Source organism: Microbacterium terricola (assembly GCF_027943945.1).
GTDB classification, from domain to species: domain Bacteria; phylum Actinomycetota; class Actinomycetes; order Actinomycetales; family Microbacteriaceae; genus Microbacterium; species Microbacterium terricola.
The window spans coordinates 1,092,039-1,108,743 of the sequence record NZ_AP027141.1; the positions used below are offsets into that span (position 1 = coordinate 1,092,039).

Sequence of the window (16,705 nt, forward strand, 5' to 3'; positions counted from 1 at the left end):
AGGAGGATGATCATGGCCAAAACCGTCATCGGGCTGGAGATCACCGAGGAGAGCGTGCGCGCTGCCGAGGTGACGATGGGGCGCAACCCGACCCTGGTCGCGTACGGCTCGGTCCCCCTGCCGCCGGAGGCGGCGCGGGACTCCGAGGTGATCGATCGCGATGCGATCGCGCTGGCGCTGCGGCAGCTGTGGAGCCGTGCCGGCTTCAAGGCGAAGAACGTCGTGCTCGGCGTCGGCAGCCGCCGCATCCTCGTCCGCGAGTACACCACCCAGGCCATGCGCCCTGATCTGCTGCGTCAGGCGCTGCCCTACCAGGTGCAGGATCTGCTGCCGGTGCCCGCCGAGCAGGCCGTGCTCGACTTCTATCCGGTGTCGCAGGATCGGGACCAGCTGACCGGTCTGCTCGTCGCCGCCGTGGCGGAGACGATCGAGGACCTGATCACGACCGTCGGCAAGGCGAAGCTCGTCGTCGACGAGGTGGACCTCTCCGCCTTCGCCGTCGCCCGAGCAGCCAAGCGCGTCGCTGCCGCCGGCGAGACCGTCGCCGTGCTCGCGCTCGGCGACCACACCAGCAACGTGGTCGTGATGCGCGACGGCATCCCGCACTTCGTGCGGATCATCCCCATCGACATCGCCACTCCCGCCGTGCAGGCGCGGTCGCTCTCGCTCACGTCGGAAGACAGCGAGCAGGCCGCGCCGGTGGTACTCGAGGAGGTGCTCGAGACCGTGCCGCCTGAGCCGCAGGGACGCCGCTCGCGCGTCGGCGGTCGCGTGCGGTCATCCGTCGGCATGTCCGACGCGGCCATCGGCGACCTGGTCGCGCGGCTGCGCAGCACCATCGCGTTCTACTCCGAGCGGGTGGGCGAGCAGCCGGTGACACGGGTCCTCCTCACCGGCGCCGGAGCGGCGGTGCCCGGCGTGGCCGAGGCGCTCGGCGCCGATCTGCCGATGCCGGTGGAATACGTCGGCGTCGCCCAGGTGATGTCGGTCAAGGGCGAGGCCCCCGAGGGAGATCTCGCCCTCGATCTCCTGACGACGGCGGGCATCGCCATGAAGGACGGTCGCTGATGTCGGTCAACACCTCCACGATCACGTTCGGCGGTGCGCCGCGCGTCAACCTCATGCCTCGAGCGGAGACCGATCGCCGCGAGCGCTCGGCGCTGCTGCGTCGCTGGGGATGGGGCATCGTCGCCGCCCTGCTGCTCGTCGTCGCCGTGAGCGCTGGCGTCTACGCCATCCAGTGGACGGCGGATCAGACCCTGGCCGCCGAGAATGCGCGCACGACCCAGCTTCTCACCGACCTCGCAGCACACGCCGACATCCGGGCCGCGCTCGACCTCGAGTCGGAGCTCTCCGACTTCCGCGTCGACGCGATGGCGTCAGATCTCGATTGGCCCGCCGCCGTGGCGGAACTCGCGGGCGTGCTGCCGGACGACGTGACGATCTCCGGCTTCGACCTGACCGTCGGGCCTGTGCCGGCGGGGGAGGACAGGGCGGTCGAGGTCGGACTGATCGGCACCTTCGCGCTCTCGGCCTCGTCGCCGATGGACATCGTGCCGTTGATCCGCGACACCCGCGATCTCGAATCGGTGATCAACGCCGATGGCCCCCAGCTCAACAGCGGCGGCGACGAATCCACGTCCTACACCTACACGCTCGCCGTGGCGTTCGACCAGTCGTTGTACACCGGCGACTACGCAGAGGAGGAGGCGGAGTGAACCTCCCCAAGCAGTTCATCAACCTGCTCGGCGCCGTGCTGACGGCAGCCATCGTCATCGCCGGCATCGCGCTGATCGCGCTGCCTCTGTACGGCAACGCCCAGACGACGCTCGCGAGCGCGAAGACCGTCGCGCAGTCGAACGACGTGTACCAGATCCAGGTCGACCAGCTGAACGCGGCCGCCGAGAACAGCGAGCAGATCGACGACCACGTCGCCGAGCTGCGCACCGAGATCACCGCGCTGGCGAAGCTCGACGACGTGCACGAGCTGATCGCGGACGCGGCCGAGGAGACCGACGCGCGGATTGTCAGCACCGTCGCCGGCGAGTCCGTCGCGTGGGTGCCCCGCACGTCGATCGACCTCGAAGGCGTCGCTGCCGCGGCCCAGGCGCCCGCTGACGCGGAGGCGACGACCGACGAGGGCGAGGCTCCCGCGGAAGGCGAGACCACCACGACCACGGAGGAGACGCCGGCTGCGCCCGAGGACGTCGATTCGCCGCAGCAGCAGGTGCCCATCTCGATCAACGTCGAGGTGGCTGACGCCGAGGTCGCGGCCGACTTCCTCGAGGCGCTCGGAGCCGGACCGCGCCTGATCGGCATCGAGAAGGCCACCCTGACAGGCAGCACGGGCGCGCTCACGCTCTCGGTGTCCGCCCTCGCCTTCATCCGCACGGAGGACGCATCATGACCGCATCAGACGACCTGCTCGGCATGCTCGGCGTCGCACTCGCCGCCCGCGCCTCCGACGTCCACCTCACGGCGAAGCACCCCGCCCGCATGCGCGTGGACGGCGACCTGGAGCCGATTCCCGGCTACGAGGGCGTCACCCCGCCGGCGTGGATCGAGAGCGCCGTCGGCGGACTCCTGTCCAGCGACCAGTACGAGGAGTTCTCGAAGAAGGGCGAGGTCGACCTCTCGTACAACGCTCCTGGTGTGGCGCGCTTCCGCGTCAACGTCTTCCGGCAGCTCGGCGAGGTCGCAGCGGCGCTGCGATTCATCAACGAGAAGGCGATCCCGCTCGAGGAACTTGGCGTACCGCTCGTCGCCGCCGATCTTGTAAAGCGTCCGCGCGGCCTCGTGCTCGTGACCGGACCGACGGGCTCGGGCAAGTCGACGACCCTCGCCGCGATGATCGACATCGTCAACCGCACGATGCCCTCGCACATCATCACGGTCGAAGACCCCATCGAGTTCCAGCACACCAGCAAGATGTCGCTCGTGCACCAGCGCGAGATCGGCAGCGACACCGCGTCGTTCTCCGAGGCGCTGCGCCGCATCCTGCGTCAGGACCCCGACGTCATCCTCGTCGGTGAGCTCCGTGATCCCGAATCGATCTCGACGGCCCTCTCGGCGGCGGAGACCGGTCACCTCGTGCTCTCGACGCTCCACACGCAGAGCGCGGCGAAGTCGATCAACCGCATCATCGACGCCTTCCCGCCCTCCCAGCAGGATCAGGTCCGCACGCAGCTCGGCGACACGCTGCAGGGCATCATGAGCCAGACGCTGCTGCCGAAGGCGCAGGGCAAGGGGCGCGTCATCGCGACCGAGGTGCTCATCAACACCCCGGCCATCGCCAACCTGATCCGCGAGGGCCAGGTGAGCCAGATCTACTCGATGCTGCAGGCGGGCGGCTCGCTCGGCATGCACACGCTCGACCAGGACCTCAAGAGGCTCGTCGAGGACGGCACGCTGGCTCTCTCGGTCGCCAAGTCGTTCGCGATGGATCCGTCGACCCTCGAGGGCGTGCGGGTGCGACCGCGCGACTACGACGCGGAGGCGTGGAGCGTTCGCGCGCCGCAGCCCGTCGGCGGGAGCTACTGATGTCGCTCGTCCAGGAGTACAGCTATCGCGCGGTCGACGCGAAGATCGGCAACGTCGTCAAGGGCGTGATCGAGGCGGGCAGCACCAGCGCCGTCACCGCCAAGCTCCGTGCGCAGGGACTGACACCGCTCGAGGTGGTCGAGCTGTCGAAGACCGGCCTCAATCAGGAGCTCGTGATCCCCGGTTTCGAGAAGCGCGTCAAAGTCGACAGTCTGGCCGTCTTCGCCAAGCAGATGGCGGGCCTCATCAACGCCGGGCTCCCGCTGATGCGGACCCTCGGCATCCTGATCGAGCAGTCCGAGGACAAGAAGCTGCAGAGCGCGCTCGTCGCCGTGCACGCCGGGGTTGAGTCGGGCATGTCGCTGTCGGGGGCGTTCGCCCAGCACACCGACGTGTTCCCCCCGCTGATGGTCAGCATCGTGAAGGTCGGCGAGAGCGGCGGCTTCCTGGGCGACGCGCTGAACACCATCGCGGAGACCTACCAGGGCGAAGCCGAGCTGCACAACAAGATCAAGTCGGCGACGACGTATCCGATCGTGGTGTTCGTCATCGCGATCCTCGGCTCCCTCGCGATGATCACGTTCGTCGTGCCCATCTTCAAGCAGATGTTCGAGGGGTTCGGGTCGGAGCTGCCGATCCCGACGCAGATCCTCGTGATGCTCTCGAACAACATGCTGTGGATCCTTCCGTCCATGATCCTGCTGGGTGTCATCGGCTGGATCTGGTGGACACGTCACAAGGACGATGAGAAGGTGCGGCGGGTCGTCGACCCGATCAAGCTCAAGCTGCCGGTGTTCGGCCCGCTCGCGACCAAGATCGCCGTCGCGCGCTTCGCGCGGAGCCTCTCGATGATGCTCAAATCGGGCGTCCCCCTGATCCAGGCGCTGTCGATCGTCGGCGAGGCCTCGAACAACTGGAAGATCGAGCAGGCCGTGCGCGAGGTGCAGGACTCCGTGCGTCAGGGTCGCTCGTTCTCCGCGCCGCTGGCGAAGGCCGAGGTCTTCCCGCCGATGGTCGCGCAGATGGCGTCCGTCGGCGAGGAATCCGGAACGCTCGCCGACATGCTCGCGTCGATCGCCGACTTCTACGAGGCCGAGGTGAAGACGGCCACCGAGCAGCTCACGGCGACGATCGAGCCCATCCTCATCGTCGGCATCGGCGTCATCATCGGCGGCATGGTCGTCTCGCTCTACCTGCCGATCTTCTCCATCTACGGCGAGATCGCCAAGACGGGCTGATCCACCCACAGACTCGGATGCCGGCTGCAGCTTGGGGGTGCAGCCGGCATCCGACACCACCCCTCCACGTCAGATCGAGACGCGCAGGACTTCCTCGATCGTCGTGATGCCCTGGGTCACCTTGCTGAAGCCGTCCTCGCGAAGCGAGACCATGCCCTCCTTGATGGCGACCATGCGCAGCTCGGTGCCGGTCGCGTGCGCGACGGTCATCTTCTCGAGCTCGTCCGAGAGCGTCATGATCTCGTGCAGGGCGACGCGACCGCGATAGCCGGTGCCCGAGCACTCGGTGCAGCCGGCCGCGCGGAACAGCACAGGGGGGTCCGCCGGGTTGTAGGGGAAGCGCACGGCCTCGAGCACGTCACGCGACTCGTGATACGCCTCGCGGCAGTTCAGGCACAGGCGCCGCGCCAGGCGCTGGGCGACCACACCGGCCAGCGCCGTGCCCACGAGGAAGGGCTCGCAGCCCATCTCGACGAGGCGGGTCAGCGCGCTCGGCGCGTCGTTGGTGTGCAGCGTCGACAGCACGAGGTGACCGGTGAGCGCCGCCTCGATCGAGATCGTCGCCGTCTCCTGGTCGCGGATCTCGCCGACCAGCACCACATCGGGGTCCGATCGCAGGATCGACCGCAGCGCGGCCTGGAAGGTCATGCCGGCGCGGGCATTCACCTGCACCTGGTTGATCCCGGCCATCCGGTACTCGACCGGGTCCTCGACGGTGATGACGTTGATGCGCGGGTTCGCGACCGTGTTGAGCGCCGTGTAGAGCGTGGTCGACTTACCTGAGCCGGTGGGGCCCGTGACGAGCACCATGCCATGCGGCCGCGTGATCGAGTCGGTGAACCGCTTCTCGTTGATCATCGAGAAGCGCAGGTCCTTGAGCGACAGCGACTGCGCGGTGTTGTCGAGGATGCGCATGACGATCTTCTCGCCCCACACCGTCGGCAGCGTCGCCAGACGCAGGTCGACCTTGCGTCCGTCGTGGTTCACCGAGAGGCGGCCGTCCTGCGGCTTGCGCTTCTCAGCGATGTCGATCGACGCCATGATCTTCAGGCGCGAGATGACGCCGTCCTGGATCGACCGGTCGGCCCGCTGCATCTCGTGCAGCACGCCGTCGATGCGGTAGCGCACGAGCAGCTGCTTCTCGCCCGGCTCGATGTGGATGTCGCTGGCCCGGTCGTTGATGGCCTGGGTGATGAGCAGGTTCACGAAGCGCACGGTGGGCGCGTCGTCGACCTGGTCGTCGAGCGTCTCGGTGGAACCTGCCGTGCCCTCGGCGGCGGCGATCTCGCCGATCTGCTCGGAGAGGTCGCTGAGCTCCTCATCGGAGCGCAGGAACCGGGTGAACGCGGAGTTCAGGGCATCGGCCGCGACGACCGCGGGCCGGATGTTGAGATCGGTGACCGTCGCGATGTCGTCGAGGGCGATGAGATCGGTGGGATCCAGCATCCCGATCGTCAGGCTGCGACGCCCGCGTTCGACGGGGATCAGGTGGTAGCGGCGGCAGAGCGCGGCTGGCACGGCGCCGATCGTCTCGGCGTTCAGGGTCACGGTCGCGAGGTCGATGTAGGGGAAGCCGGTCTGCTCGGCGATGCCCTGGGCGACCTGCACTTCGGTCGCAAGGCGCGACAGGATCAGCTGCTGTCGCAGAGCGGGTCCTTCCCCGACTTCTGCAACGACACCTCTCATATCCTCGGCGCGGACTGCCCCAGTGCGCACGAGGGTTTCGGCGAGTCCCTTCACGTGAACCCCTTCCCCGCGGCTATCCTATGCCGCTTGGGCCATGAATGTGAATAGCGAGATTTCTGTGACTCATGTGACTGGTGTGACTCGCTTCGCGCCGCGCGTCAGGGCCACCCCGCCACCCTGTCAACCCCCCGCTCGCGCCGAACCGTCGCGGGCTACTCTGACCCCATGAAGCGGTTCATCGCGTGGGTGCTCACCCTCAAGGCCGTCCGCGCGTTCCTGCTCTACGGCGAGCGGCGCGGACCCATGCTCGCCGACAGTGTCACGTACCGCACCCTCTTCAGCGTCTTCGCGGGCGTTCTGCTCGGATTCTCACTCGCCTCGCTCTGGCTGGCGGGCAATCCCGCGGCCTGGCAGGCGCTGGTCGACGCGGTGGATGCTGCCATCCCCGGGCTCGTGGGCGAGAACGGCCTCATCGACGTATCGACGATCCAGGCGCCCGTCGGTCTGTCGATCGCCGGGGCGATCTCGGCGATCGGTCTCGTCGGCGCCGCGATCGGCGCGATCGGGTCGCTGCGCACCGCGTTCCGGCTGATCGCCGGCAAGGTGCACGACGACGTCATGTTCGTGTGGGTGCTGCTGCGCAACCTGGCACTCGCGATCGGCATCGGCGCCGCGCTCGGCGCCTCTGCGGTCGCCACGATGGGAGCCACGGCCGGGATCGGCATCGTCACCGACCAGCTCGGCGTGCCGGCCGACGACACCCTGGTCGTCTGGGGAACCCGCATCCTCTCGCTGATCGTCGTGTTCGCCCTCGACGCTCTCGCGATCGCCGTCCTGTTCCGCGTGCTGTCGGGGGTCGCCGCGAGCGCCCGCTCGCTCTGGACGGGGGCCCTGCTGGGCGCGGTCGGACTCACCGTGCTGCAGCAGCTCTCCGGGCTGTTCATCGGGGGAGCCTCCTCCAACCCGCTGCTGGCGTCGTTCGCTTCGCTCATCGCCCTGCTGCTGTGGCTCAACCTGTCGTCGCAGGTCATCCTCATCTCCAGCGCGTACATCGTGACCTCGGTCGCGGAGGAGCACGATCGAGTGCGGGCGCGTCACGGCGCCGAGACGTTCGCGCAGCGCCGGGTGCGGCAGGCCGAGGACGCGGTGCAGACCGCGACCGACGAACTCACCAGCGCACGCGCGGCGCTCGCCGACGAGAAGCAGAAGCAGAAGCAGAAGCAGAAGCAGAAGCAGAAGCAGAAGCCCAAGGCGGCCGCGTCCGCGTGACGCCCGCGTAAGGCTCTTGTTACGGCACGGCGAACCGGCTGGGATCCGGGCGGCCGCTGTCGTACGTTGTACAGGTGTCTGAGAATTCTGCTGTGACCGGTCCCACCGCTCCGTCGAACTCGACGGGAGCGACCCACCCGCTCGCACTGGCCCCCGTCATCGCACCTCCGAGCACCGTCGACGGCTTCGTCCGCGAGTTCCTGCAGAACCTCAACCTCGAGCGGGGCGTGACGCTGTCGGCGTCCAACCCGAACGACCGGTACATCGCACTCGCGTACACCGTGCGCGACTACCTCGTGGCGCGCTGGCTCGAAGACCAGCGCCGTCAGCGTGAGACGCAGGCCAAGGGCGTCTGCTACCTCTCCGCCGAGTACCTCCTCGGGCGCCAGCTCGACAACAACCTCCTCGCGAGCGGGCTCACCGATATCGCGACCGACGCGCTCGCCGCCTGCGGCATCGACATCGGTGAGCTGCGCGAGCTCGAGGTCGAACCGGGCCTCGGCAACGGCGGCCTGGGCCGCCTCGCCGCGTGCTTCATCGACTCGCTCGCGACGATGAGCGTGCCGAACGTCGGCTACGGTATCCGCTACGAGTACGGCATCTTCCGCCAGACGTTCGTCGGCGGACAGCAGGTCGAGCAGCCGGACGCCTGGCTGTCGCTCGGCTCGCCGTGGGAGTTCCCGCACCCCGAGGCCGCCCAGACGATCTCCTTCGGAGGCCACACCGAGACGTACGACGACGGGGGAGTGACCCGCAACCGCTGGGTGCCCGGCTGGGACGTCGAGGCCGTGCCCTACAACTACATGGTCCCCGGGTATCAGAACGGCCGCGTCAACACGCTGCGCCTGTGGAGCGCCAAGGCCACCAACTCTTTCGACCTGCGGGTGTTCAACTCGGGCGACTACGAGGAGGCCGTGCGCGCGCAGACCTTCGCCGAGAACATCTCCAAGGTGCTGTACCCGGAGGACTCCACCCCGCAGGGCAAGGAACTGCGCCTGCAGCAGCAGTACTTCTTCGTCGCCGCCTCCATCCGCGACTTCCTCGACCACCAGCTGCTCCCCGACTTCGACCTGACCAAGCTCCCCGAGCGGGTCATCTTCCAGCTCAACGACACGCACCCGGTGATCGCGGTCCCCGAGTTCATGCGCGTGCTGACGGATGAGAAGGGCATGGACTGGGATGCTGCGTGGGCGATCACGCAGCAGTGCTTCGCGTACACGTGCCACACGCTGCTGCCCGAGGCGCTCGAGGTGTGGTCGGTCGACCTGCTCGGGCGGCTCCTGCCGCGGCACCTCGAGATCATCTACCGCATCAACGAGGAGTTCCTCGTGGCGGTGCGCGAGCGCTTCGGCGACGACGAGATGCGCATCCGCAACATGTCGATCATCTCGGAGTTCCCCGAGCGCTCGGTGCGGATGGCGTACCTCGCGACCGTCGCCGGCGCCAAGGTGAACGGCGTCGCCGAGCTGCACTCTCAGCTGCTGCGCGACAAGGTGCTGCCCGACTTCGACGAGTTCTACCCCGGCAAGTTCACCAACGTCACCAACGGCATCACGCCCCGGCGCTTCGTGCGCCTCGCGAACCCCCAGCTCTCCGGCCTCATCACCGAGGCGCTCGGCGGCGGCTGGCTCACCGACATGGAGCGCCTGCGCGAGCTCGAGGCCTACGCGGAGGATCCCGACTTCCGCGCCGCGTTCGCCGAGGTCAAGGCGGCCAACAAGCGCCGGCTGAACGACGTGCTGCTCGCGCGCGACGGATTCGAGGTCAGCGACGGCCACATGCTCGACGTGATGGTCAAGCGCCTGCACGAGTACAAGCGGCAGATGCTCAAGCTCCTGCACATCGTCACCGCGTACGAGGGCATCGTGTCGGGGGCGGTCGCCGCATCCGACGTCCAGCCGCGCACCTTCATCTTCGGCGCGAAGGCCGCACCGGGCTACGCGATGGCCAAGCGGATCATCCACCTCATCAACGCGGTCGGCTCGGTCGTCAACGACGACCCGCGGGTCGAGGGCCGGCTCAAGGTGCTGTTCCCGCCGAACTACAACGTCACGCTCGCCGAGCGCCTGATCCCCGCAGCCGACCTGTCCGAGCAGATCTCGCTCGCGGGCAAGGAGGCCTCGGGCACCGGCAACATGAAGTTCGCCCTCAACGGCGCGCTCACGATCGGCACCGACGACGGCGCGAACGTCGAGATCCGCCAGCTCGTCGGCGACGACAACTTCTTCCTGTTCGGCATGAGCGAGCCCGAGGTCGAGGGCCTCTGGGCGCGCGGGTACAAGCCGAGCGAGTTCTACCAGGCGGACGACCACCTGCGCAGAGCCATCGACCTGATCGCGAGCGGGGCGTTCTCGGACGGCGACAAGTCGGTGTTCGAGCCGATCGTCTCCAACCTGCTGTACGACGACCGCTTCATGGTGCTCGCCGACTACTCGGCGTACATCGACGCGCAGGCGAAGGTGGACGCGGCGTACGCCGACCAGGATGCCTGGACCCGCTCCGCGATCCTCAACGTCGCTCGCTGCGGCTTCTTCTCGTCCGACCGCTCGATGCGCGACTACATCGAGCGCATCTGGCACACTCCGCCCTCGCTGTAGTCCCCGCGGGTCGTCGAGCGAGCGACGCGAGACGAAACGGCGGGGCGACCGCATCCGCTCCTGTTCCCTGCGTCCGCGCTGCCGATCGATGGCGCGGATGCCGGGATCCGGCGCTTCGCGCTACCGCGCGTAGCGCTCGGCGAACGCGCGCAGGATGCTGCCGGTGTGCGTCACCGGCAGCCGCCGCACGGCATCGAGCGTGAGCTGCAGCTCGCCCTCGGCGAAGTACCCGTGCCCGGCGTACTCGCGGATGCGCGTCGAGATGCCCTCGACATCGCACTCGGGGTGGAACTGCGTGGCATAGACGTTCTCGCCGACCCGGAACATCTGCACCGGGCAGCCTTCGCCGCGTGCCAGCAGGGTGGCCGCGGGCGGCAGGACCGTGATCGCCTCCTTGTGCCCGACGAACGCCGGGAACACATCGGGCAGCTCAGCCAGGAGCGGATCGGCGGCACCCGCCTCGGTGCGGGTCACCTCGACGACGCTGATCGGCTCGCGGTAGGTGCCGTCGATCAGCGCCCCCAGGTGCGTGCCGACCGTCCCCACCCCGTAGCAGGCGCCGAGGAACGGGAAGTCGCGCGCGACCACCTCGTCCAGGAGCGCCGCGAACTCGGCCTCGACCCGGTGCTGCACAGCCGACTTCTTCTCCTCCGGGTCTGACGCATTGAACGGTCCGCCGCCGACGAAGATCCCGGAGTACTCGTCGAGGTCGACCGCGCCGAGCGGGCCCGCCTCCATGCGCACCCGCACGAGGTGCTGCTCGTCGAGGCCGGTGTAGCGCAGGAACAGCGCGTACTCCTCGTCGGCCGGCACGTCTTCGGCGCGCGTGGCCAGTAGGAGGAACGGCTTCATGCCTTCCAGCCTATGGTGCGGTGTAGCACCGACGGCCACGCGCCGGCAACCACCGCAAGCCTGTCGCCGTGTGCGGATAGGGTCGGATCAGGAGGTCATCACATGGCTATTGCACGACTGCACGGCGGCCCGCTGGACGGGCAGGTCATCCCACTCGACGACGACGCCCAGGACCGGCTCATCCTCCCGTACAGCGAGACGCAGATCGTCTACGCGCGCGAGGGCTCGCTCGACCACACGGGCGACAGCGACGGGCCGTCGGAGGCCGCATACCGCTTCGTCGCGGCGGAGGATGACATCGACCCGGATCGCGACGACGACAAGGACCTCTAGCGGTGGGTCTCGCCGCGCAGGCCGGGGATGAGCCGACGCGGTCACTCGAGGTCGAGCTGAAGTTCGACGTCGACGCCGACACCCCGCTGCCCGACTTCTCCGGGCTGCCCGGGGTCGCCGCCGTCGACGCCGCCGAGGTGCGTGAGCTGGATGCCCGCTACTTCGACTCGGCCGACGCGGCGCTCGCCCGCGCAGGCTCCGCGCTGCGCCGCCGCACGGGCGGCCATGACGCCGGCTGGCACCTGAAGGGGCCGCGGATCGGCGCCGGCCGCGTCGAGACCGGGTGGCCGCTCGGTGACGACGAGACGATCCCGGATGCTGTCCGCACCGAGACGTCGGCCATCACCGAGTCCGAGCTGCTCCCGCTGGCGCGCATCCGCAACCGGCGGATCGCCTACCTCCTGCGCGACGGTGCAGGGGGAGTGGTCGCCGAGTTCGTCGACGACCACGTCGACGCGCTCGACGAGCGCACGGGCGACGCCCGCTCCTGGCGCGAGTGGGAGATCGAGCTCGGCCCCGCCGCACCCGCCGACCACGACGCGTTCTTCGCCGCCGTGGAAGCGGCCGCGACCGCCGCAGGCGCCCGGCCCGCAGCATCCGATTCGAAGCTCGCGCGCGCCCTCGGGGCCTGACAGCCCGGCCGGGCATCAGGTGGCACCTGTGGCCGCGTGCGCGTCTGCATGCGGCACGAACTGACACCTCATTCCCGGGCGGAGGATGCTGTCGCGCGGTGAGGTGGCAGTTGTGGTCGCATGCGCGGCTGCGGGCGGCAGGAGCTGACACCTGAAGCCTGGAATACGCCGCCCGCACCACGCAGAGGGGCCCGAGCCGAAGCCCGGGCCCCTCTGCATCCGCGATCAGAGGTTGATCATGTGCCCCGCGAGGCCGTGGAAGCCCTCCTGCAGGGCCTCCGACAGCGTCGGGTGGGTGTGCACGTTGCGCGCGGCCTCCAGAGCGGTGAGGTCCCACTTCTGTGCGAGCGTGAGCTCGGGCAGAAGCTCGGAGACGTCGGGGCCGATGAGGTGGCCGCCGAGCAGCTCGAGGTGCTCGCCGTCGGCGATGAGCTTGACGAAGCCGATGGGCTCGCCGAGACCGTTCGCCTTGCCGTTGGCCGAGAACGGGAACTTCGCCACCTTGACGTCGTAGCCGGCGTCGCGCGCCTGCTGCTCGGTGAGGCCGAACGACGCCACCTGCGGCGAGCAGAACGTGGCGCGCGGCATCATGCGGTAGTCGCCCAGAGTCTGCGTCTCGGCGCCGGCGATGGTCTCGGCGGCGACGACGGCCTGCGCCTCGGCGACGTGCGCCAGCTGCAGCTTGGCGGTGACATCGCCGATCGCGTAGATGTGCGGCACCGAGGTGCGCATGTAGTCGTCGATGTCGATCGCGCCGCGGTCGGTCAGCTTCACGCCGGTCGCCTCGAGCCCGAAGCCCTCGATGTTGGGGGCGAAGCCGATCGACATGAGCACCTTCGACGCCTCGATCGACGTCTGAGCGCCGTCCTTGGGCGTGTAGGTGACGGTGACCTTGTCGCCCGAGTCCACGACGGTGTCGACCTTCGTCGAGGTGAGGATGTCGATGCCGTACTTCTTGTACTGGCGCGCGATCTCCTTCGACACGTCGGCGTCCTCGTTGGGCAGCGCCCGGTCGAGGAACTCGATGATCGTGACCTTGACGCCGTAGTTGTGCAGCACGAAGGCGAACTCCATGCCGATGGCGCCGGCGCCGACGATGACGATCGACTCGGGCAGGTCGCGGGTGAGGATCTGCTCCTCGTAGGTCACCACGTTCGGCGTGAGCTCGACACCCGGGAGGAAGCGCACCTTCGAGCCGGTCGCGATGATCGCGTTGGCGAACGTGACCTCTTCGGTCGACCCGTCGGCCTTGGCGACCGTGATCGCGTTGGGGCCGGTGAACGTGCCACGGCCCTCGTACTCGGTGACCTTGTTCTTCTTCATCAGGAAGTGGATGCCCTTGACGTGCGTCTCGGACACCTTGCGGCTGCGGTCCCACGCGGTGCCGAAGTCGAAGTGCACGTCGCCGGAGATGCCGAACAGCTCGGCCTGGTCGTGGAAGACGTGGGCGAGGTCGGCGTTGCGGAGGAGGGCCTTGGAGGGGATGCAGCCCACGTTCAGGCAGACACCGCCCCAGTACTTCTCCTCGATGACCGCGACAGACAGGCCCAACTGGGCGCTACGCACAGCCGCGACATAACCGCCGGGGCCGGCACCGAGGATGACGACGTCGTAATGAGGCATGGTTCCCAGTCTATTGGTCGGAGGAGGACGAGGTTCGTGGGCGGCGGACCACCAGGTAGACCACGGCGGCCACGACGGCGAGGGCGATGCCGCCGCCGATGATCCAGGGCAGCGCGCTCGACGAGCCGGCCTCGTCACCGGCGGTGGTCGCGGTCGGCGACGGCGTCTCGCTCGGCTGCGCGGACGCCGACGCGGAGCCGGATGCTGTCGCCGTCGGTGCTGCGGAGGCCGACGCCGTCGGCTCGGCCGCCTCGACGGTGAAGGCGAACTCGCCCGAGATCGGGTGGCCGTCGCTGGAGACCACCTTCCAGAGCACCGTGATCTCGCCTGAGCCGCCCGCGGCGAGCGGCTGGGTCACCGTGTTGTCCTGCACCACCGGATCACCGGCCAGCACGGACGTGCCCCCGGCATCCGTCGCCGCGATCTCGGTCGCACCGTCGTCGGGGGAGATGTTCGCGCTGAAGGTGAACGTGATCTGCTCGGGCATGGCCGCCGCCGTCGAGCCGTCGGCCGGATCGGTGGACAGCAGCTCGTCGTGTGCACTGGCCGGAGCGGCCGAGAAGAGCACCGCCGAGCCGGCGATCAGAGCGGCCGCGATGGCCCCCAGGGCGCGGCGTGAGCGGGGATTGTGAATTCCATGTGACAACACCCGTTCGAGCCTACTCCGGGGTTCACGCGGCGATCGGGCGCGTCTAGCATGGCCCGCACAGGCGGGCTCTCCTGCCCGCCACAGCCCGACGGAAGCGAGTGGTGGAATGGACGCGATGATGATGGACGCCATGTCCAAGGACATGATGTCGATGCCCGGCATGGAGTCGATGGACATGGACGCCATGCAGGCCTGTATGGATGCGTGTTCGGCCTGCGAGCAGGCGTGCACGGTGTGCTCGACTCAGATGATGGACTGCGCACCGGCGTGCATGAACTGCGCCGACATGTGCAACACGATGATGCGCTCGATGATGCGCATGCAGGGGATGACGCCCGCCGCCATGATGGCGATGCTCGACGCCTGCATCGCGATGTGCCAGGTCTGCATGGACATGTGCATGGCCCACGCCGATGAGAGCCCGGTCTGCAAGATGTGCGCGCAGGCGTGCCAGGCATGCATGGACGCCTGCATGGCGATGAAGGCGACGATGGCCACGGCCTGACGGCCGCCCGCCGCCTCAGTCGAGGCGGGAGATGTTGAAGCGGCGCGTGCCGAGCGACAGCACGTCGTAGCGCGCGTGCAGGGCGACGGGCGTCCCGGCGGTGACCTGCTCCGCAGCGCCCGCGGCGTTCCACACGGTGATGGCGACGCCGTCGATCGTGCGCAGCGAGACCTCGCCGGTGGGCGCATCCGCGGCCTCGACGATCGCGTCCACCCACTCCGTCGGGGTGGCCGAGGCGAGCCGCGCCTGGATCAGGTGGAGGGCGTGTCCGGGGGCGTAGGAGGAGCACCGGTTTCCGTGGACGCACATGCACGCCGAGACCTCACGCACCTGAAGGGGCGGAGACGGGCGGAAAGGCGTAGACACGGTGGGCTCCTCGTCGGTAGTTTCAATTACCCCCGTCAGGCTAAATCGAGTCCTCGCAGTGCGGCACCCCGACCGACACACGACGACACATCCGGCCTCAGTGCTCCGACGCGCGCCGTCGTGGCACGAAATCGCACTGTCGGGAGGCGGTCGATCAACTAGGCTGGGACAAGAGGAGGACCACCGTGCAGGACAATCACCGACCCGAACCGGACGACATCCGCCGGGCTGCCGGTGGCGACTCCGGACAGGGGCACACCGAGCGCTCCACGGACACCACTCAGACGTTCGGCCACGACTCCGACCTCTCGTTCGTCCCGTTCGGCGCCGAGCTCAACGAGGCAGAGCTCGAAGCGATCGAGGCGCTGCCCAAGGGCTCCGCGCTCCTCATCGTCCGCTCCGGCCCCACCACCGGCGCGCGGTACCTGCTCGACACCGACGTGACCACCGTCGGACGCCACCCCGAGGCCGACATCTTCTTCGACGACGTCACGGTCTCGCGGCGTCACGCCGAGATCACCCGCACGGGCAACACCTTCGAGCTCGTCGACCAGCGCTCGCTCAACGGCACCTACGTCAACGGGGAGCGCGCCGACCGCGCCACTCTCCGCAACGGCTCCGAGGTGCGCGTCGGCAAGTTCCGTCTCAACTTCTTCGTCTCGCCCGCCGACCTGACGCAGGTCACCGAAGGATGATGGCGACCGCTTCCGCCCGCGAACGTTCGACGTCCGCGGGATACCTCAGCATCGGTCAGGTGCTCGCACGGCTCAATCCCGAGTTCCCCGGGCTGTCCGCATCCAAGCTCCGCTTCCTCGAGGTGCAGGGCATCATCACGCCCACCCGCACCGAGTCGGGATACCGCAAGTTCTCGCCCGCCGACCTCGACAGGCTGCGGCTCGCGCTGACGCTTCAGCGCGACCACTACCTGCCGCACAGCGTCATCCGCGACTACCTCGACGACCTCGATGCGGGCCGCGAGCCGGCCACCCCGACCGCCGCGCCGCCGTCGATCGTGCCGGCGGGCCGCCGCTACCGCCGCGACGAGCTGCTGCACGCGACCGGCGCGAACGCCCAGCTGCTCAACGACGCGATCGGCTCCGGCATGATCCCGGGCGGCGACACGTACACCGAGCAGTCCGCGTCGACCCTGCGGGCGCTCGTCGCCCTCGACCGGCACGGCATCGAGCCGCGCCACCTGCGGTCGATGCGGCAGAGCGCCGAGCGCGACGTCGCCCTGATCGGCTCGGCCCTCGCGCCGCTGCTGCGCAGGACGGACGCCGCGTCCCGTGGACGCGGGGGAGAGATCGCCCCCGAACTGGCCAAGCGCATCGACGAGATCCGTGCGGTGTTCGTGCGCGCGGCACTCGACCGACTGCTGGGCTGACCCGCCCGAGGCGCGACACGCCGAGCCGCTC

General features: G+C 68.9%; 17 protein-coding genes. 12 read left to right on the forward strand and 5 right to left on the reverse strand.

The features are described 5' to 3' along the window. Positions 1-12 precede the first annotated feature (12 nt). From pilM to Microterr_RS05100, 5 genes are read left to right on the forward strand one after another with little or no spacing between them, the layout of a single operon-like run. Positions 13-1,068, forward strand: coding sequence for a pilus assembly protein PilM (pilM, locus tag Microterr_RS05080; protein WP_263795779.1), 1,056 nt, complete (start codon positions 13-15; stop codon positions 1,066-1,068). Beyond that, positions 1,068-1,718 carry a hypothetical protein gene (locus tag Microterr_RS05085; protein WP_263795778.1) on the forward strand — a complete coding sequence of 217 codons (651 nt, stop codon included), beginning with the start codon at positions 1,068-1,070 and terminating at the stop codon, positions 1,716-1,718. The genes pilM and Microterr_RS05085 overlap by 1 nt, the downstream gene beginning before the upstream one ends. Further along, positions 1,715-2,407 (forward strand): hypothetical protein, encoded by a 693-nt coding sequence (locus Microterr_RS05090; RefSeq protein ID WP_263795777.1) that lies wholly within the window; start codon positions 1,715-1,717, stop codon positions 2,405-2,407. Before Microterr_RS05085 ends, Microterr_RS05090 begins: the two co-directional genes overlap by 4 nt. Beyond that, positions 2,404-3,540: a type IV pilus twitching motility protein PilT gene (locus tag Microterr_RS05095; RefSeq protein ID WP_263795776.1), complete on the forward strand. Its 1,137-nt coding sequence runs from the start codon at positions 2,404-2,406 to the stop codon at positions 3,538-3,540. The genes Microterr_RS05090 and Microterr_RS05095 overlap by 4 nt, the downstream gene beginning before the upstream one ends. After that, positions 3,540-4,778, forward strand: coding sequence for a type II secretion system F family protein (locus Microterr_RS05100; protein ID WP_263795775.1), 1,239 nt, complete (start codon positions 3,540-3,542; stop codon positions 4,776-4,778). Before Microterr_RS05095 ends, Microterr_RS05100 begins: the two co-directional genes overlap by 1 nt. A gap of 69 nt (positions 4,779-4,847) precedes the next feature. Here Microterr_RS05100 and Microterr_RS05105 read toward each other — a convergent pair whose 3' ends face one another. Further along, complete coding sequence (locus Microterr_RS05105) at positions 4,848-6,518, reverse strand: GspE/PulE family protein (protein ID WP_404810162.1); 1,671 nt, start codon at positions 6,516-6,518, stop codon at positions 4,848-4,850. 171 nt (positions 6,519-6,689) lie between these two features. On the opposite strand from Microterr_RS05105, the gene Microterr_RS05110 reads away from it, so the two are divergent. Together Microterr_RS05110 and Microterr_RS05115 are read left to right on the forward strand one after the other, a co-directional pair. Then, complete coding sequence (locus Microterr_RS05110; protein ID WP_263795773.1) at positions 6,690-7,733, forward strand: YihY/virulence factor BrkB family protein; 1,044 nt, start codon at positions 6,690-6,692, stop codon at positions 7,731-7,733. 92 nt (positions 7,734-7,825) lie between these two features. Then, complete coding sequence (locus Microterr_RS05115; protein WP_263795772.1) at positions 7,826-10,330, forward strand: glycogen/starch/alpha-glucan phosphorylase; 2,505 nt, start codon at positions 7,826-7,828, stop codon at positions 10,328-10,330. A gap of 120 nt (positions 10,331-10,450) precedes the next feature. Here the strand turns inward: Microterr_RS05115 and Microterr_RS05120 are convergent, their stop codons facing one another. Then, the gene (locus Microterr_RS05120; protein ID WP_263795771.1) at positions 10,451-11,182 is read right to left on the reverse strand and encodes a glutamine amidotransferase; all 732 of its coding nucleotides are present in this window, start codon (positions 11,180-11,182) and stop codon (positions 10,451-10,453) included. 102 nt (positions 11,183-11,284) lie between these two features. Here Microterr_RS05120 and Microterr_RS05125 point away from each other — a divergent pair, with 102 nt between their 5' ends. Both Microterr_RS05125 and Microterr_RS05130 read left to right on the forward strand, forming a co-directional pair. Then, on the forward strand, positions 11,285-11,515 hold the full coding sequence (locus Microterr_RS05125; RefSeq protein WP_263795770.1) for a response regulator: 231 nt from the start codon (positions 11,285-11,287) through the stop codon (positions 11,513-11,515). A 2-nt stretch (positions 11,516-11,517) separates the two neighbouring features. Continuing rightward, complete coding sequence (locus tag Microterr_RS05130) at positions 11,518-12,147, forward strand: CYTH domain-containing protein (RefSeq protein WP_263795769.1); 630 nt, start codon at positions 11,518-11,520, stop codon at positions 12,145-12,147. A 225-nt stretch (positions 12,148-12,372) separates the two neighbouring features. Here Microterr_RS05130 and lpdA read toward each other — a convergent pair whose 3' ends face one another. Together lpdA and Microterr_RS05140 are read right to left on the reverse strand one after the other, a co-directional pair. Then, on the reverse strand, positions 12,373-13,770 hold the full coding sequence (gene lpdA, locus Microterr_RS05135) for a dihydrolipoyl dehydrogenase (RefSeq protein ID WP_263795768.1): 1,398 nt from the start codon (positions 13,768-13,770) through the stop codon (positions 12,373-12,375). Between the two features lie 10 nt (positions 13,771-13,780). Continuing rightward, entirely contained in the window at positions 13,781-14,416 is a 636-nt protein-coding gene (locus Microterr_RS05140) for a copper resistance CopC family protein (protein WP_263795767.1), read from the reverse strand. A gap of 109 nt (positions 14,417-14,525) precedes the next feature. Here Microterr_RS05140 and Microterr_RS05145 point away from each other — a divergent pair, with 109 nt between their 5' ends. Continuing rightward, a complete protein-coding gene (locus Microterr_RS05145) occupies positions 14,526-14,924 on the forward strand; it encodes a four-helix bundle copper-binding protein (protein WP_263795766.1) in 399 nt (132 codons plus the stop codon). A 15-nt stretch (positions 14,925-14,939) separates the two neighbouring features. Here the strand turns inward: Microterr_RS05145 and Microterr_RS05150 are convergent, their stop codons facing one another. Continuing rightward, positions 14,940-15,290 (reverse strand): hypothetical protein, encoded by a 351-nt coding sequence (locus Microterr_RS05150; protein WP_263795765.1) that lies wholly within the window; start codon positions 15,288-15,290, stop codon positions 14,940-14,942. A 185-nt stretch (positions 15,291-15,475) separates the two neighbouring features. Between Microterr_RS05150 and Microterr_RS05155 the strand changes: the two genes are divergently transcribed. Together Microterr_RS05155 and ftsR are read left to right on the forward strand one after the other, a co-directional pair. Further along, a complete protein-coding gene (locus tag Microterr_RS05155) occupies positions 15,476-15,985 on the forward strand; it encodes an FHA domain-containing protein (protein ID WP_404810161.1) in 510 nt (169 codons plus the stop codon). Continuing rightward, positions 15,985-16,674, forward strand: coding sequence for a transcriptional regulator FtsR (gene ftsR, locus Microterr_RS05160; RefSeq protein WP_263795764.1), 690 nt, complete (start codon positions 15,985-15,987; stop codon positions 16,672-16,674). The genes Microterr_RS05155 and ftsR overlap by 1 nt, the downstream gene beginning before the upstream one ends. Positions 16,675-16,705: the final 31 nt, after the last annotated feature.

Coding starts and splice junctions, on each gene's coding strand:
- pilM (WP_263795779.1), top strand. CDS start 13: ATGGCCAAAACCGTCATCGGGCTGGAGATCACCGAGGAGAGCGTGCGC.
- Microterr_RS05085 (WP_263795778.1), top strand. CDS start 1,068: ATGTCGGTCAACACCTCCACGATCACGTTCGGCGGTGCGCCGCGCGTC.
- Microterr_RS05095 (WP_263795776.1), top strand. CDS start 2,404: ATGACCGCATCAGACGACCTGCTCGGCATGCTCGGCGTCGCACTCGCC.
- Microterr_RS05100 (WP_263795775.1), top strand. CDS start 3,540: ATGTCGCTCGTCCAGGAGTACAGCTATCGCGCGGTCGACGCGAAGATC.
- Microterr_RS05110 (WP_263795773.1), top strand. CDS start 6,690: ATGAAGCGGTTCATCGCGTGGGTGCTCACCCTCAAGGCCGTCCGCGCG.
- Microterr_RS05120 (WP_263795771.1), bottom strand. CDS start 11,182: ATGAAGCCGTTCCTCCTACTGGCCACGCGCGCCGAAGACGTGCCGGCC.
- Microterr_RS05125 (WP_263795770.1), top strand. CDS start 11,285: ATGGCTATTGCACGACTGCACGGCGGCCCGCTGGACGGGCAGGTCATC.
- lpdA (WP_263795768.1), bottom strand. CDS start 13,770: ATGCCTCATTACGACGTCGTCATCCTCGGTGCCGGCCCCGGCGGTTAT.
- Microterr_RS05145 (WP_263795766.1), top strand. CDS start 14,526: ATGGACGCGATGATGATGGACGCCATGTCCAAGGACATGATGTCGATG.
- ftsR (WP_263795764.1), top strand. CDS start 15,985: ATGGCGACCGCTTCCGCCCGCGAACGTTCGACGTCCGCGGGATACCTC.